We start from the raw sequence: 14,971 nt of genomic DNA, 5'->3' as shown, positions 1-14,971 counted from the left end.
TATCACGCTGGGGAGTTCCGCATGGACCGACGCGGGTTCAATCGACGAGTACTGCTGGGCGGCGCGGCTGTCGCGACATCGTTGTCCGTGGCCCCCGAGGCCATGAGCGCCGCCACTCCGGCGAAGACCGCCCCGGCCGGAGGCGAGGTGAAACGCGTCAAGCTGTATGCCGAGAAGCTCGCCGACGGGCAACTGGGCTACGGCTTCGAGAAGGGGCGGGCGACGATCCCCGGACCGCTGATCGAACTCAACGAGGGCGACACCCTGCACATCGAGGTCGAGAACACCCTGGACGTGGCGGCGAGCCTGCACGTGCACGGCCTGGACTACGAGATCTCCAGCGACGGCACGAAGCTGAACAGGAGTGACGTCGAACCGGGCGGCACCCGCACGTACACCTGGCGCACCCATGCCCCCGGCCGCCGCACGGACGGCACCTGGCGGGCGGGCAGCGCCGGTTACTGGCACTACCACGACCACGTCGTGGGAACGGAACACGGCACCGTCGGCATCCGCAGGGGCCTGTACGGGCCGGTGATCGTGCGCCGCAAGGGCGACGTGCTGCCGGACCGGACCCACACGATCGTCTTCAACGACATGCTGATCAACAACAGGCCCGCGCACTCCGGCCCCGACTTCGAGGCCACGGTGGGCGATCGGGTCGAGTTCGTGATGATCACGCACGGCGAGTACTACCACACCTTCCACATGCACGGTCATCGCTGGGCGGACAACCGCACGGGCATGCTGACCGGCCCCGACGACCCCAGTCAGGTCGTCGACAACAAGATCGTGGGTCCCGCGGACTCCTTCGGTTTCCAGGTGATCGCGGGGGAGGGGGTGGGGGCCGGGGCCTGGATGTACCACTGCCATGTGCAGAGCCACTCCGACATGGGCATGGTGGGCCTGTTCCTGGTGAAGAAGCCGGACGGGACGATCCCCGGCTACGAGCCGCACGAGCATGTGAACGGGCAGACCCGGGAGGACGGACGGACCGGAGAGGAGAAGCAGACCGCGGACGAGCGGGCCGCGGGGGAGGGGCACGCGCACTGACCGCCGGGTGACGACTGCCGCCGACCGGCCCGGATCCCCACTTCCGTGACTCCTGCGCCGCTCCCGCGCGACTCCTCCGAGAGCGCTCTCACACCGCTTCACGTCCGGGGCTATCCTGATCCGCACCCCGCCGGTGAGGAGCCCCGAAGTGACCGAGACAGCGCCGCGTCCCACGCTGGAGGCCGTGGCCGCGCGGGCCGGGGTCTCACGGGCCACCGCCTCGCGGGTGGTCAACGGCGGGGACGGGGTGCGCGAGCCGCTCGTGGAGCGGGTGCGGCGGGCGGTGGACGAACTGGGCTATGTGCCCAACCAGGCCGCCCGCAGTCTGGTGACGCGGCGGCACGACGCCGTCGCCGTCGTCGTCGCCGAACCGGAGACCCGGGTCTTCGCCGACCCCTTCTTCGCCCGGCAACTGCGCGGTATCAGCAAGGAGTTGACGGCCCTCGACAACCAGCTCGTCCTGCTCCTCACCGAAGGACGGGACGATCACGCCCGGGTCGGCCGCTATCTCGCCGGCGGCCATGTCGACGGGGCGCTGGTGTTCTCCCTGCACCTCGACGACCCGCTGCCCGGACTGATCCGCCGGGCCGGCGTGCCGACGGTCTTCGGCGGACGCCCCGGCTGGAGCGACGGCGAGGGCGGCGACGTCGTGTACGTCGACAGCGACAACCGGGGCGGCGCCCGGGACGCCGTACGCCATCTCGTCGGCCTCGGCCGCACCCGCGTCGCGCACATCACCGGCCCCCTCGACCAGACCTCGGCGGCGGACCGGCTCGACGGCTACCGGGACGTCATGACGGACGGCGACCCGCGACTGGTCGTGCCGGGCGACTTCACCCCGGCCGGCGGCGAGCGGGCGATGCGCGAACTCCTCGACCACCGCCCCGACGTGGACGCCGTGTTCGCCGCGAACGACCTCACCGCCGTCGGCGCGCTGCGCGTGCTGCGCGAGCACGGGCGGCGGGTGCCCGAGGACGTCGCCGTCATCGGCTTCGACGACATGCTGCCCGTCGCCGAACAGAGCGACCCGCCGCTCACGACGGTCCGTCAGGACATCGAGGAGATGGGCCGGTTGATGGCCCGCCTGCTGCTGCGCGGCCTCGACCGCCGCACCACCGACGAGGACGCGCCCCGGTCCGGCGTCGTGCTGCCGACGACCCTGGTCCGCCGCGCCTCGGCCTGACCGCCCGGAGTGCCTACGCCGGCTGCGGAGGTGGCGCGCTCTTGAGCACCGCGAAGCGCGCCCCGTACGGGTCGGCGAGTTCGGCGAACCGCCCGACGTCCTCCAGGTCGGTGGCCGGCAGCCGGACCGTGCCGCCCCGCTCCTGTGCGGTCCTGACGGCCGCGTCCGTGTCCGGGACCTCGAAGTACGGCAGCCAGGCCCCGGCCGCCGCCTCGGTCGGGTCGTCCTCCAGCGGGACGAGACCGCCGAACATGGCGTCCGGCTCGGTCCCCGAGGGGTGGACGGTGGTGTACGTGGCCCCGGCGAAGGGCAGGGCGGAGGTCTCCCAGCCGAACAGCCTGTTGTAGAACCCGGCGGCCGCGGGCAGGTCCGGTGTGTACAGCTCCAGCCAGCACACCGAGCCCGGCTCCTGCACGACGTCCAGGCCCTTGAGGGACGCGGGCTGCCAGATGCCGAAGGCCACGCCCGCCTGGTCGGCGAGGATCGCCATCCGGCCCTTGTCCATGACGTCCATCGGTTGCATCAGCACCGAGCCGTGCGCCTGCTCGGCGGCCTTCGCGGTGGCGTCCGCGTCCGCCGTCCGGAAGTACACGGTCCAGGACGGCGGGCCCTGGTCCGGGGTGGTCTGCATGCCGCCCGCGGCGGTCCTGCCGTCGAGTTGGAAGAAGCCGTAGCCGCCGGCCTCGGGTCCGGCCGACTGGAACTGCCAGCCGAACAGGCCGTTGTAGAAGGAGGAGGCGCCCTCGATGTCGGGTGTGCCGAGATCGAGCCAGTTCGGGGCGCCCGTGACGAAACGGGTGGTGAGCATCTCTGCGCTCCTCTGAAGGGTCCCGTTGCCTGCACTGCCGAGTCTCGCACCGCCCACTGACAATCGCGCGGATGTCACCGACGGCCGCCGACCCCTGTGACGCGTGGTGACCGTCCTGCTTCGTCCGGTCGTACGGCGTTCCGCGCGCCGCCTTTCGCCCGGGTGTCCGCGCGGGTCATCATCGATCGGCCGGGGGCCGTGGGCGTCGCGTTGATCGCACGTTGATGGAACGTTTTTCGCTGTCCGGCACGATCTCGTCCATGCACATCGACACCATCACCCCGGCCGATCTCGGCTGGCAGAAGCAGGCGCTGTGCGCGCAGACCGGAGCGGACTTCTTCTTCCCCGAGCCGGGCAGTTCGGTGCGGGAGGCCAAACGCATCTGCGGCATGTGCGAGATGCGGCCCGCCTGTCTGGAGTACGCCCTGGCCAACGACGAGCGTTTCGGAGTCTGGGGAGGCCTGTCCGAGAAGGAACGGCTGCACCTCAGGCGCACGAACGACTAGGACGACCGGACAGCGACCGACCAGGACCCGCCGTTCAGCCGAGCACGAGCGGGATCCTCGCGGCCAGATCACCCAGCGAGGCCCGCTCGGGGTCCGTCGGCGCCCGGCGTCCGGTTCCGACCAGCAGGGCGTCCCGGTCGGAGAACGACGCCGGGATCGGGGCCCCGGCGATCTCCTCCAGCGCCGCGCGGGAGGCCGCGAGCGTCTCGGCGGGCGGTCCGGCGGCCGAGGGCAGCCGCGCGGTCAGGTCGAGGTGGTGCAGCGTCCATTCCATGACGTACGCGCGGAGGTAGTCGCCGACGGTCAGCACCTGGTCGCGGGTGCCGACCCGGACGGCCGGGTCGGCGAGTTCGGCCGCGCGCCCGGCGGCGGAACCGACGTCGTCGAAATGGAACCTGAGCAACCCGGGCTCGCCGTACGCGGCGGCCAGCCGGGGGATCAGCGCGTCGAGCGGATCCTCGCCGGTCGGGGGATCGACCAGCTCCCAGTAGGTGACCGAGTCCACGGTCGGTTCGGCCTCCACGGGCGTGACCAGGGTGATCAGGACGTCCTGGGCGTCGATGACCAGGTGACACACCAGGTCCCGCACGAGCCAGCCGGTGCAGCCCGACGGCCGTTCCCAGTCCTCGTCGGAGAGTTCGTCGACCGCCGTGCGCAGTGCCGTCCAGGAGCGCGAGAAGAGATCCACTCAGGCAACGTAGTCCCCCACCGGAACGACGGACAAGCACGGATCCCCCGTCCGTCACCGCGCGCCCCGTCGGGTCCGTGAACCGGTACGGCCGGCGGGAGACGTGGTGAGGATCCGGGGGTGCGGCCGGGCGTAGCGCAGAGGCGGTCGCACCGCCGTGCTCAGGCGGACACGCCGGTCGCGATCCGGTCGACCGGATCGCGTGGGTGGGGCGGTGGCGCGGCGGCAGGCGCACCTGCGCGGCATGGGGGCACCCGGTGTGAATCCGGTCGTCCCGCCCTCTCGTAGGGCCCCGCGCGGGTGCTCGTACGAGGGCTCGTGCGGGGGTGTCAGCCGGCCGCGCGGGCCGCCATCCTGGCCTTGCGTGCCGCGAGCTTCTCGTCGAACTTCGACGCCTCCGAGTCCAGGCCGCTCATGTACAGGCCCAGTTCCTCCTGCGCCTTGAGGCCCTCCGGGCCGAGACCGTCGATCTCCAGGACCTTCAGGAAGCGCAGCACGGGCTGGAGGACGTCGTCGTGGTGGATGCGCATGTTGTAGATCTCGCCGATCGCCATCTGCGCGGCGGCCCGCTCGAAGCCGGGCATGCCGTGACCGGGCATACGGAACTGCACGATCACATCGCGAACCGCCTGCATCGTCAGGTCGGGCGCGAGGTCGAAGGCGGCCTTCAGGAGGTTCCGGTAGAAGACCATGTGGAGGTTCTCGTCGGTCGCGATGCGCGCCAGCATGCGGTCGCAGACCGGGTCCCCGGACTGGTGGCCCGTGTTGCGGTGCGAGACGCGGGTCGCGAGCTCCTGGAAGGCGACGTAGGCCACCGAGTGCAGCATCGAGTGCCGGTTGTCCGACTCGAAGCCCTCGGCCATGTGGGCCATCCGGAACTGCTCCAGCTGGTCCGGGTCCACCGCGCGCGAGGTGAGCAGGTAGTCGCGCATCACGATGCCGTGGCGGCCCTCCTCGGCGGTCCAGCGGTGCACCCAGGTGCCCCAGGCGCCGTCGCGGCCGAACAGGCTGGCGATCTCGTGGTGGTAGCTGGGGAGGTTGTCCTCGGTCAGCAGGTTCACGACCAGGGCGATCCGGCCGATGTCGGTGACCTTGGACTGCCCCTTCTCCCAGGCCTCGCCGTCGTCGAAGATGCCCGGGAAGTTACGGCCGTCGCTGAAGGGGACGTACTCGTGCGGCATCCAGTCCTTGGCGACCTTCAGGTGCCGGTTGAGCTCGGTCTCGACAACTTCCTCCAGCGCGAACAGCAGCCTGGCGTCGGTCCAGGCCGAGGACGGGCTGCCGAGGTTCGGGGAAGTGATCGTCACGGGTACTCCAGGGGGACGCGGTACAGAAACGTGGGCGGCCGGCGAGCGGTGCCGGACCGGTACCTACGGAATCGTAGGCTACGTATCCGTAGGTTACGAGACCGTAGGTTAAGAGCGGTGTAAAGATCCCTGATCAGCAGTGTTCCCCGGGCATGACAAGCGGCCCGGGAGTCGCAGGTCCAGGGCCGAAGGGGTGAGACCGTCACCCGGTCAGGCATACAGATCGCGCATCCGCACTGAGAGACAAGTCACACATCCTTCGAGCTTCTCGAACTCGCCGATGTCGACCAGGACCGGCTCGTGGCCGAGCCCGCCCAGGAGTTCCGCGGTCTTCGGCGCGCTCGCCGCCATCAGCAGCTTGGACCCGCCCAGCAGCACCACATGGGCCCCGGACTCCTCCGGCACCGGCAGAAAACGCGGGAACAGCGAGGGCGCGTCCAGCTGCGGGATGCGCCCGAGGACGGTGCCGTCGGGCAGCGCGGTGACCGCGGTCTTGAGGTGCAGCACCTTGCTCACCGGCACCGGGACGATCCGTGCCCCGAGGGGCTCGAAGGCGGCCCGCAACTGCTGGACGCCCGCCGCGTTGGTGCGCCCGCCGCGGCCGACGTAGATCGTGTCGCCGACCTTCAGGACGTCGCCGCCCTCCAGTGTGCCCGGCTCCCAGATCCAGTTCACCGAGCAGCCCAGGCGGGCCACGGCCTCCTCGACCCCGATGGTCTCCTCGCGCCGGGACTCGGCGCCGGGCCGGCTGATCAGCGCGACGTTCTTGTACATGACGACCGTGTCCTCGACGAACACCGAGTCGGGGCAGTCGTCCTCCGGATCCACCTCGACGGTCTCCCAGCCGTGCGTGACCAGGGCCTCGACATACGCCTCCCACTGTTCGAGCGCGAGGTCGACATCGACCTTCTCGCGCTCGATGTGCGTCACCAGACCTTCGGCGAGGCGCGGGCTGGGGCGGCGGACGAGGGCCTTCTTGCTGGACACGAGGGGATCTCCGGGTCGGTGGGACGGGGTGGGCCGGTCCGGTGGTACCGGTGAGCGAGGCCCCGGCACCGTTGTGGGGCGCCGATCAGCCATCATGCAGGGCCGGTGCACGCGGGCAAAACCCCCGTCGTCAGGCTGTGCCCCTCCTGAGACGCTCCGCCGCAGCGGGGTCGCGGACGGCCGACAGGTCCCGCGGGGCCCTCGAAGATCACTCGCCCTTCGCCCCCGGCCGCCCTTCCCCCTCCTCCTCCCTCCCTCTCCCTCCTTCGCGGCCACCGGCCGACGACGGGCTTCAGGTCCGCCGGCGCCTCCGTGTGAGGTCGCTCCTGCTATGGCGGCCGGTGGCGCGCGAACCGGGTGAACGTCTGTCTCATCGAGCTGCCGTTGCTGTCGCCGCTGCCACTACGACTCGACCGTGAACGTGTCGAAGGCGGCCGGGAACTTCCCCGATCCCGAAAGGCCGGTGCGCTCGGTCAGCCGGCCTTTCGGGATGCGGAGGGAGACGTCCTCGGCGTTGTCTCGCGGGCCCGACGCGGGTGACGCACGCGGGCACGCACCCGACGCTAGCCGGGATGTCCGACGGCTTCCGGCGTGGTTTCCTTCAGCTCTCCGTCCTCCATCAGCAGCCAACGGGTGATGCCGATCGACTCCAGGAACGGCAGATCGTGACTGGCCACGAGCAACGCTCCCTCGTACGACTCCAGAGCCGTGGTCAACTGCCGCACGCTGGCCATGTCGAGGTTGTTCGTCGGCTCGTCCAGCATCAGCAACTGCGGTGCGGGCTCCGCCAGCATCAGCGCGGCCAGCGCGGCCCGGAAGCGTTCGCCGCCGGACAGCGTCGCCGCCTTCTGGTCGGCGCGGGCGCCCCGGAACAGGAAGCGGGCCAGCCGCGCCCGGACCCGGTTGTTGGTGGCGGCCGGCGCGAACCGGGCCACGTTCTCGGCAACCGTCAGCTCGCCGTCCAGCACGTCCAGCCGCTGCGGCAGGAACCGCATCGGCACATGCGTCCGCGCCTCGCCCGCCACCGGCATCAGCTCCCCGGCGATCGTGCGCAGCAGCGTCGTCTTGCCCGCGCCGTTGCGCCCGATCAGCGCGATCCGCTCCGGACCGCGCAGGTCGAGACCACCCGCCACGCGCGCGCCGTAGGCGAGTTGCAGGTCCAGGAGGGTGAGGACGGTACGGCCGGGAGGCACGGCCGTGTACGGCAGGTCGACGCGGATCTCGTCGTCGTCCCGTACGGCCTCCACCGCCTCGTCCAGCCGCTCCTTCGCCTCGGTGAGCCGCTCCTCGTGCAGGATGCGGTGCTTGCCGGCGGACTCCTGCGCCGCCCGCTTGCGCGCCCCCATGACGATCTTCGGCTCGCGCTTCTGCTCGAACATCTTCTGTCCGTACCGTTTGCGCCGGGCCAACTTGACCTGGGCGTCGGACAGTTCACGCTTCTGCTTCTTGACGTCGGACTCGGCGACCCGGACCATCCGCTCCGCCGCGTCCTGCTCCACGGCGAGAGCCTCCTGGTACGCCGAGAAGTTGCCGCCGTACCAGGTGACCTCGCCCGAGCGCAGATCGGCGATCTGGTCGACCAGGTCGAGGAGTTCGCGGTCGTGGCTGACCACGACCATGACACCCGGCCAGGACGCGACGGCCGCGTACAGGCGCCTGCGGGCGTACAGGTCCAGGTTGTTGGTGGGCTCGTCGAGCAGCAGCACGTCCGGCCGGCTCAGCAGCAGCGCGGCCAGCCGCAGGAGCACCGACTCACCGCCCGACAGTTCGCCGATGGTGCGATCCAACTCGATGTGGCCGAGCCCGAGTTCGCCAAGGGTGGCGAGCGCGCGCTCCTCGACGTCCCAGTCGTCGCCGACCGTCTCGAAGTGTTCCTCGGCCACGTCACCCGCCTCGATGGCGTGCAGCGCGGTCCGCTGCGCGGCGATGCCCAGGGTCTCGTCCACCCTCGACGCGGTGTCCAGGGTGACGTTCTGCGGGAGGTAGCCGACCTCGCCGGCGACGCGGACGGTTCCGTCGGCCGGGGCGAGTTCACCGGCGATCAGCTTCAACAGGGTGGACTTTCCGGACCCGTTGATGCCGACGAGGCCGGTGCGGCCCGGGCCGAACGCCACGTCGAGGCCTTCGAAGACAGGGGTGCCGTCGGGCCAGCCGAAGGCGAGGGAGGTACAGGTGATGGAGGTAGACATACGGGTCTCCGCGGTTGCTTGGGGCGGTCGGGGGCAAACGCGTATCGAGACAGCTGCGACCGAAGGGGAGAGGTCCCGGGGAGAAGGGGGAAACCCCTCTCGGGCAACGAAAAAGCCCTGTTCCGGAGGACGGCTCGAACGCTGAGGTCGCACGCAGCGCACACACCCCAGGTGTGTGACGCGGTGTCTCAGAACCTCAGACGAGCAACGTCCTTCTCCAATCGACGGCAACAGGACCGCTTCACACGGTATGAGCGGCCTCTGAGGCTGTCAACGCATTAACGTCGGCCCCGACCGCACCTCGCTAAGGAGATCCCGTGCCCCACGGCTCGCTCACGCTCCCGGCCCGGCTGTGCCTGCTGGCCTGGAACAACGCCGAGGCGAACGCCTCCGGCGCCGACCGGCTGCCGCCGCTGGTCCGGGCCGGCGCCCTCGTCGAACTGGCCCGGCACGGCCTGCTCACCGACGAGGACGGCATCGCCACCCCCGCCGACCTGGACTCCGAGACGGGGGATCCCGTTCTCGACGGCCTCCTCGAACTCGTCCGGGAGTCCCGGCCGCACCGCTGGCCGGAGTGGATCCCCCTGCACGCGCGGATCACCCTGGACGCCGTACGGGAACAACTGGTCGCCGAAGGCCATCTGCGGGCGGAGAAACGAAGGGTCCTCGGGGTGTTCCCCAGCGTGGACTACGCCCTGGAGGGCGTCGCCGTCGTGGCGGCCCTGCGCGAGGAGGCGCGGGCCGTGCTGTCGGGCCCGGTTCCGGTGGCCGAGGTCTCCGAGCAGGACGCGGCCCTTGCCGTACTGGCGGACGCGGCGGGCCTGCTGACCGATGCCGATGCCGATGCCGGTGGTGTCGGTGTGCCGGGGCGTCTCGAAGCGCTCATCGGGCGCGGCGGGTCGGGGGCACCCGCGCTGCGGGCGGTGGTCCGGGAGGTGCGGACCGCGAGCGTGGCGGCGTCCGCCGCCGACTGAGGCTCAGGTGTCGCCCGGGCCGCGCACGCGCTGGCGCGCGGGGCCGCCCGGGAGGTGCCGGGTGGGCGCGGGTCCTTGCGGCACGCCGGCCGACGGGCTCGACCACGGTGAGCTCGACGCGCGGCCGGGCCGGTGACGCCGGCAGGGCTCAGCAGGCGTCCCGCATGAGTTCCGCCAGGTCGTGGTCCAGGTCGAGCTGGAGGTGTTCCAGACCGACCGGCACCAGCTCGTCGGTCGCCTCCAGGAAGCGGCGGAGTTCGCCTGTGCGTACATGCACGACGGCGGTGCCCTCGGGGGCGTGGAACTCCAGCACGGTGCGGTCGTAGCCGTACGGCCGCACCCGCACGTCGCCGTGGCCCTCGGGCTCCTGGAGGCCGGCCGTCAGGAGGTCGCGGCTGAAGGTCCAGCAGACCTCCACGCCCTCCAGGGTGGCCGGGGCCGGGAAGGTCATGCGGACGGCGAACGGGTCACGCCGGTCGTAGTGGAGCGTCGCGGGAATGCTCGGCATCCGCGGCGCGGCGGCGACGAGACGGGCCTCGACGGGCTGCTCGATGACGATGGACAACGCCTTGCTCCCTTACGACGGCGGGACGGACTAGCGGGACGGACTTCCGGTGATGAGGCCGGGCACTGGAAGAGACGCCGGAACGGGCCAATCCGTGCACACCAAAGTCGAGTGACCTCCGTCACCGTCTTCATTCACGGAAGTGACCAGGCAATTCCTCTGGGGGTGTGAATGACGCCTGTGGTGAGCGGGTCGGCGTCAGGAGGGTGATCGGGGCCCTCTGGACGGCGTCCGGGCGGTGGGCTAGCTTCGCCCGCCATGAGGCGCTTGGGGAACACGCGACGGACGAGACGGCCGGGACGGATCGCAAGGACGGCGAGGACGGGACGGACGGGGCGCGCGATGAGCGCGGCGCTGGCGTGCGCGGCGGCGCTGGCCGCCCTGACCGCCGTACCCGCACAGGCGCGGGAGCCGTCGGCGTCCGGGCAGCCGACACCGCACTGGGAACTCAAGGACACCGGCAGCCCCGGGGTGCGGTTCCGTGGGCTCGCGGCCGTCGGCCGGGACACCGCCTGGGTCGCCGGCACCCAGGGCACCGTGCTGCGCACCACGGACGGCGGGGCGAGCTGGCGGAACGTCTCGCCGCCGGGCGCCGGGGATTTGCAGTTCCGGGACGTCGAGGCGTTCGACGCGCGGCGCGCGGTCGTCCTGGCCATCGGCGAGGGCGAGGCGTCCCGCGTCTACCGCACCGACGACGGCGGCCGGACCTGGACCGAGTCCTTCCGCAACACCGACGCGCGGGCCTTCTACGACTGCCTCACCTTCTTCGACCGCCGCCACGGCCTCGCGATGAGCGACCCGGTCGACGGGAAGTTCCGCATCCTGTCGACCGCCGACGGCGGCCGTTCCTGGAAGGTGCTGCCCCATGCGGGCATGCCGGCCGCGCTGGACGGCGAGGCCGGGTTCGCGGCGAGCGGCCAGTGCCTGGTCTCCACCGGCCCCCGGGACGTCTGGCTGGCCACCGGCGGGGCCACCCGCGCGCGGGTGCTGCACTCCTCCGACCGCGGACTGACCTGGACGGCCTCCGACACGCCGATCCCGGCGGGCGACCCGGCCCGCGGTGTCTTCGCGCTCGCCTTCCGCGACCGCACCCACGGTCTGGCGGTCGGCGGCGACTACCGCCCGGACCAGACGTCCCCCTCCCCGGCGGCCCGCACCGCCGACGGCGGAGGCGGCTGGCAGCCCGCCGCCGAGCCGCCGCCCGCCTACCGCTCCGGCGTCGCCTGGCTCCCGTACAGCCGCACGGCCGCCCTGGCGGTCGGCCCCACCGGCACGGACCTGACCACGGACGCCGGCCGCAGCTGGCGGACCGTGGACACGGGCTCGTACGACACCGTGGACTGCACACCCGACCTGGCCTGCTGGGCGGCCGGCGAGCAGGGACGGGTCGCCCGTCTGGAGGGCTGAGTCTCAGGCCGGCGTCTGCCGGTACCGCGCCAGCTCCGGCGCCGTCTTCGTCGCGTCGAACTCGGTGATCCGGTACGCGCACACCCCGGCGGTGACGAAGGGGTCGCCCGCGGCGATCTCCTCGATCCGCGCACGGTCCCCCGCGACGGCGATGATCACCCCGCCGTCGCGGGGGCTCTTGCGCCCGGACGCCAGGAAGACACCCCGCGCGTACTGCTCGTCGAGCCAGGAGACATGCGCCTCCAGAACGGCGTCGACGGCGTCCAGCGGGGCGGTGTAGGTCAGCTCCATCACGAACATGATCACGAGCCTACGCCGTCCGGGTGAGGGGCCGTAGGCTCGTGCGCGTGCCCATCATGACGACCGTAAGCATCCCCGCGGACTGGCCCACCACCGAGGAGCGGGCCCGCGCGGTCCAGGACGAGTTGCGCGAGCGCGTGGTGCTCGACGAACCGGGCCCGCCGCCCGGCACGGGCCATGTCACCGGGGTCGACGTGGCGTACGACGACGAGCGTGACGTCGTCGTGGCCGCCGCCGTCGTCCTGGACGCGGCCACCCTCGCCGTCGTCGCCGAGACCACGGCCGTCGGCCGGATCTCCTTCCCGTACGTGCCCGGCCTGCTCGCCTTCCGGGAGATCCCCACGGTCCTCGCCGCCCTCGACGCGCTGCCCTGCCCGCCCGGCCTGGTCGTCTGCGACGGCTACGGCCTCGCCCACCCGCGCCGCTTCGGCCTCGCCAGCCACCTGGGCGTCCTCACCGGCCTGCCCACGATCGGTGTCGCCAAGAACCCCTTCACCTTCACCCACGACGAACCGGACACGCGGCGCGGCGGCGCGTCCCCCCTGCTCGCCGGCACCGAGGAGGTCGGCCGCGCCCTGCGCACCCGCACCGCCGTCAAGCCCGTCTTCGTCTCGGTCGGCCACCGGACCACCCTCGACAACGCCTGCGCCCACACCCTCGCGCTGACCCCCGAGTACCGCCTCCCGGAGACGACCCGCAGAGCGGACGCGCTGTGCCGCAAGGCTCTGCGGGAGGCGACATCGGCCGGGAACACCGTCGCCGAAGCGGACGGCGCCTGACCGCGCCCGGGCCGGGTGCACGGGGCACGGGCGCGAGCGGCAGTCCGACCCGGCAGCCGACCCGGTGGCCCGGACGCGGGAACGGGAGCTCCGCGGCCGGGGCCGCGCCGGGCGAGGCGCCCGGCTCGTGCAAGCGGCCCCGGCCGAGTACCCGAACTGAGTACCTGTACGGATGTGGGCGGCCCGCCCCGGTCGGCAGGCTGGCTCGCATGACGACGCACCGCCACCGCGCCCCCAAGCCCCTCGCCGACCCGGACCGTCCTGTCGAGCGGGCCGTGACCGCCGCGCTGGTCCTCGCGACCCTGGCGGGGCTCGGATGGATCTGCGGGATGATCTACACGGTCACGCAGTGGCCCCTGTAGGTCCCGCTCAGCGGCTTTCGGCCACCCGGAAGGTGATCCCGGCCCGCCGCAGCCGCTCGGTCAGCGCGTCGCCCATCGCGACCGCCGTGGTGACCTGACCGGAGGTCGGCGGGAGGTCGTCGAAGGCCAGGGACAGGGCCGACTCGGCGAACATCTTCGCCGTCTCGTCGTAGCCCGGGTCGCCGCCCGACACCTCGGTGAACACGCGCCGGCCACCGCCCTCGCCGACGAAGCGGACCCGGAACCAGCTCTTCGCGCGCTTCTCGGGGTCCGGCCCCTCGCCGGGCTTGAGCCGGTCCGACAGCCAGCGCCGGGCGGGCGGGAGCTGGGCGGCGGCGAACAGGGCGCCGACGGCGGCGACCCCGCCCACCGCGACCGGCAGATGCCGTACGGCCGCGTAGTGGCGATAGCGGAAATCGGGGCCGTAGCGCTCCAGGGCCGTCGCGGACCGCCGGACGATCTGCGCGTCGATGGTCGGCAGGGGCAGTGCCCAGGCGCCGACCTCCCGGGCGAACCGCGGTGAACCGGTCGGGGCGTGGGCCCGCCGTCCCACCAGGCGCGGTTCGTGCCGGCCGCGGTCCCGGGCGGCGCCGACCATCTGGCGTCCGCGTGCGAACTGGTTCAGCGCGGACGCGAACGTGCCGCCCGAGAAGGTCGCGTCCGCGGTCACGAAGCCGTCGACACGCAACGGCACGCCCTCGGGGAGCTGCCGGACCGTGAAGTACGCCCCCAGGTCGTGCGGCACCGAGTCGAACCCGCAGGCGTGCACCAGCCGGGAGCCGGTCTCCCGCGCGCGGGCGTCGTGGCGGACGTACATCAGGTCGACGAACTCCGGCTCGCCGGTGAGGTCCAGATAGTCCGTGCCGGTGTCCGCGCAGGCGGCGACGAGTTCCTCGCCGTGGGTCACATAGGGGCCGACCGTGGTGGCCACCACGCGCGCGTGCCCGGCGAGGGCGCGCAGCGAGGCCGGGTCGGACACGTCGGCGGTGAGGACCCCGACGTCCGCGCCGCCGGGCAGGTTCTCCCGCAGCCGGTGGAGCTTGTCCGCGCTGCGGCCCGCGACGGCCCAGCGCAGTCCCTCGGGGGCGTGCGCGGCCAGGTACTCCGCGGTGAGCCTCCCCACGAAGCCGGTGGCTCCGAAGAGCACGATGTCGTAAGGACGATCCGTCCGGTTCAGCCTGCTCATGACACCTCTCGGTCCCGCCGCTCGCGCCGTTGTCGGTGGCCGAGGCTAGCGTGAGGAGTGCGGTGCCCGACGACGAGGCCGGAGGTGGACAGGTGGCGGTGGCGGAGAACGCCTTGAAAAAGTGGGAAAAAGTGCGTGAGTTCGCCCTCGGGATGCCGGGCGCCACCGAGGAGTTCCCCTGGGGGGAGTCGGTCGCCAAGGTCAACAAGAAGGTGTTCGTCTTCCTCGGCGTCGACGACGGCAGCCATCCGCTGGGCCTGACGGTGAAGCTCAGGGACGAGGCCGTCCACGCCCACGCGCTGACCTGCCCCGGCGCCGAACCCGCCGGGTACGGCCTCGGCAGATCCGGCTGGGTGAGGGTCCCGCTGGCCGGGAAGGGCGCCCCCGCCGCCGAGCTGCTGTGCGACTGGGTGGAGGAGAGCTACCGCGCGATCGCGCCGAAGCGGCTGACGGCGGAGCTGGACGCGCGCTGAGTGCGGGGACCGAGTGCAGGGACCGGCTACCGACCGAGTGCAGGACCTGTCTGCCGGGACCGAGTACGGGGTCTGGATACCGGGACCGACGGTCGAGGCCGAGCACCGGCGCGGAGCACCCGCGTCGAGCACGCTCGCCGGGCCGGTCCGCGGGTCCTCGGGGCACAATGCGACTAAGCGCTTGCTCTCCAGGTCTTGTGCCCG

Annotated in this window: 16 protein-coding genes; 8 read left to right on the top strand and 8 right to left on the bottom strand. The window is 72.2% G+C overall.

Annotated features, from left to right (window positions below; translation table 11 throughout):
* The first annotated feature begins 21 nt into the window (after positions 1 to 21).
* Complete coding sequence (locus ACZ5VD_RS08045) at positions 22 to 1,053, top strand: multicopper oxidase domain-containing protein (protein WP_468551354.1); 1,032 nt, start codon at positions 22 to 24, stop codon at positions 1,051 to 1,053.
* Between the two features lie 148 nt (positions 1,054 to 1,201).
* On the top strand, positions 1,202 to 2,236 hold the full coding sequence (locus ACZ5VD_RS08040) for a LacI family DNA-binding transcriptional regulator (protein ID WP_468551355.1): 1,035 nt from the start codon (positions 1,202 to 1,204) through the stop codon (positions 2,234 to 2,236).
* Between the two features lie 13 nt (positions 2,237 to 2,249).
* Here the strand turns inward: ACZ5VD_RS08040 and ACZ5VD_RS08035 are convergent, their stop codons facing one another.
* Complete coding sequence (locus ACZ5VD_RS08035; RefSeq protein WP_468681431.1) at positions 2,250 to 3,044, bottom strand: VOC family protein; 795 nt, start codon at positions 3,042 to 3,044, stop codon at positions 2,250 to 2,252.
* Between the two features lie 260 nt (positions 3,045 to 3,304).
* On the opposite strand from ACZ5VD_RS08035, the gene ACZ5VD_RS08030 reads away from it, so the two are divergent.
* Positions 3,305 to 3,550: a WhiB family transcriptional regulator gene (locus ACZ5VD_RS08030; RefSeq protein WP_468551357.1), complete on the top strand. Its 246-nt coding sequence runs from the start codon at positions 3,305 to 3,307 to the stop codon at positions 3,548 to 3,550.
* Between the two features lie 34 nt (positions 3,551 to 3,584).
* Here ACZ5VD_RS08030 and ACZ5VD_RS08025 read toward each other — a convergent pair whose 3' ends face one another.
* The 4 genes from ACZ5VD_RS08025 to ACZ5VD_RS08010 all read right to left on the bottom strand — a co-directional run bounded on the left by ACZ5VD_RS08025 (position 3,585) and on the right by ACZ5VD_RS08010 (position 8,721).
* Positions 3,585 to 4,238 (bottom strand): maleylpyruvate isomerase N-terminal domain-containing protein, encoded by a 654-nt coding sequence (locus ACZ5VD_RS08025; RefSeq protein WP_468551358.1) that lies wholly within the window; start codon positions 4,236 to 4,238, stop codon positions 3,585 to 3,587.
* Positions 4,239 to 4,567: 329 nt separating this feature from the next.
* Entirely contained in the window at positions 4,568 to 5,545 is a 978-nt protein-coding gene (locus ACZ5VD_RS08020; protein ID WP_468551359.1) for an acyl-ACP desaturase, read from the bottom strand.
* A gap of 210 nt (positions 5,546 to 5,755) precedes the next feature.
* Positions 5,756 to 6,532 (bottom strand): dimethylargininase, encoded by a 777-nt coding sequence (gene ddaH, locus ACZ5VD_RS08015; RefSeq protein WP_468551360.1) that lies wholly within the window; start codon positions 6,530 to 6,532, stop codon positions 5,756 to 5,758.
* Between the two features lie 563 nt (positions 6,533 to 7,095).
* Positions 7,096 to 8,721: an ABC-F family ATP-binding cassette domain-containing protein gene (locus ACZ5VD_RS08010; protein ID WP_468681428.1), complete on the bottom strand. Its 1,626-nt coding sequence runs from the start codon at positions 8,719 to 8,721 to the stop codon at positions 7,096 to 7,098.
* A 317-nt stretch (positions 8,722 to 9,038) separates the two neighbouring features.
* Here ACZ5VD_RS08010 and ACZ5VD_RS08005 point away from each other — a divergent pair, with 317 nt between their 5' ends.
* Positions 9,039 to 9,695, top strand: coding sequence for a GOLPH3/VPS74 family protein (locus ACZ5VD_RS08005; protein WP_468681424.1), 657 nt, complete (start codon positions 9,039 to 9,041; stop codon positions 9,693 to 9,695).
* 148 nt (positions 9,696 to 9,843) lie between these two features.
* On the opposite strand, the gene ssgD is transcribed toward ACZ5VD_RS08005, so the two are convergent.
* On the bottom strand, positions 9,844 to 10,260 hold the full coding sequence (ssgD, locus tag ACZ5VD_RS08000; RefSeq protein WP_468551363.1) for a spore wall synthesis regulator SsgD: 417 nt from the start codon (positions 10,258 to 10,260) through the stop codon (positions 9,844 to 9,846).
* 342 nt (positions 10,261 to 10,602) lie between these two features.
* Here ssgD and ACZ5VD_RS07995 point away from each other — a divergent pair, with 342 nt between their 5' ends.
* Complete coding sequence (locus ACZ5VD_RS07995) at positions 10,603 to 11,667, top strand: WD40/YVTN/BNR-like repeat-containing protein (protein ID WP_468681422.1); 1,065 nt, start codon at positions 10,603 to 10,605, stop codon at positions 11,665 to 11,667.
* Positions 11,668 to 11,670: 3 nt separating this feature from the next.
* Here the strand turns inward: ACZ5VD_RS07995 and ACZ5VD_RS07990 are convergent, their stop codons facing one another.
* Positions 11,671 to 11,967 (bottom strand): YciI family protein, encoded by a 297-nt coding sequence (locus ACZ5VD_RS07990; protein WP_468681419.1) that lies wholly within the window; start codon positions 11,965 to 11,967, stop codon positions 11,671 to 11,673.
* A gap of 56 nt (positions 11,968 to 12,023) precedes the next feature.
* On the opposite strand from ACZ5VD_RS07990, the gene ACZ5VD_RS07985 reads away from it, so the two are divergent.
* A complete protein-coding gene (locus ACZ5VD_RS07985; RefSeq protein WP_468551366.1) occupies positions 12,024 to 12,746 on the top strand; it encodes an endonuclease V in 723 nt (240 codons plus the stop codon).
* A 209-nt stretch (positions 12,747 to 12,955) separates the two neighbouring features.
* Complete coding sequence (gene mmpA / locus ACZ5VD_RS07980; RefSeq protein ID WP_468551367.1) at positions 12,956 to 13,108, top strand: morphogenic membrane protein MmpA; 153 nt, start codon at positions 12,956 to 12,958, stop codon at positions 13,106 to 13,108.
* A gap of 7 nt (positions 13,109 to 13,115) precedes the next feature.
* On the opposite strand, the gene ACZ5VD_RS07975 is transcribed toward mmpA, so the two are convergent.
* Positions 13,116 to 14,294, bottom strand: coding sequence for a saccharopine dehydrogenase family protein (locus ACZ5VD_RS07975; protein ID WP_468551368.1), 1,179 nt, complete (start codon positions 14,292 to 14,294; stop codon positions 13,116 to 13,118).
* A 92-nt stretch (positions 14,295 to 14,386) separates the two neighbouring features.
* Between ACZ5VD_RS07975 and ACZ5VD_RS07970 the strand changes: the two genes are divergently transcribed.
* Positions 14,387 to 14,767 carry an MmcQ/YjbR family DNA-binding protein gene (locus tag ACZ5VD_RS07970; RefSeq protein WP_468681676.1) on the top strand — a complete coding sequence of 127 codons (381 nt, stop codon included), beginning with the start codon at positions 14,387 to 14,389 and terminating at the stop codon, positions 14,765 to 14,767.
* The last annotated feature ends 204 nt before the right edge of the window (positions 14,768 to 14,971 follow it).

Source organism: Streptomyces sp. NPDC032822, assembly GCF_055578825.1.
Note: the sequence above shows the minus strand (reverse complement) of the source record. Positions and strands in the feature narration are given on the sequence as shown.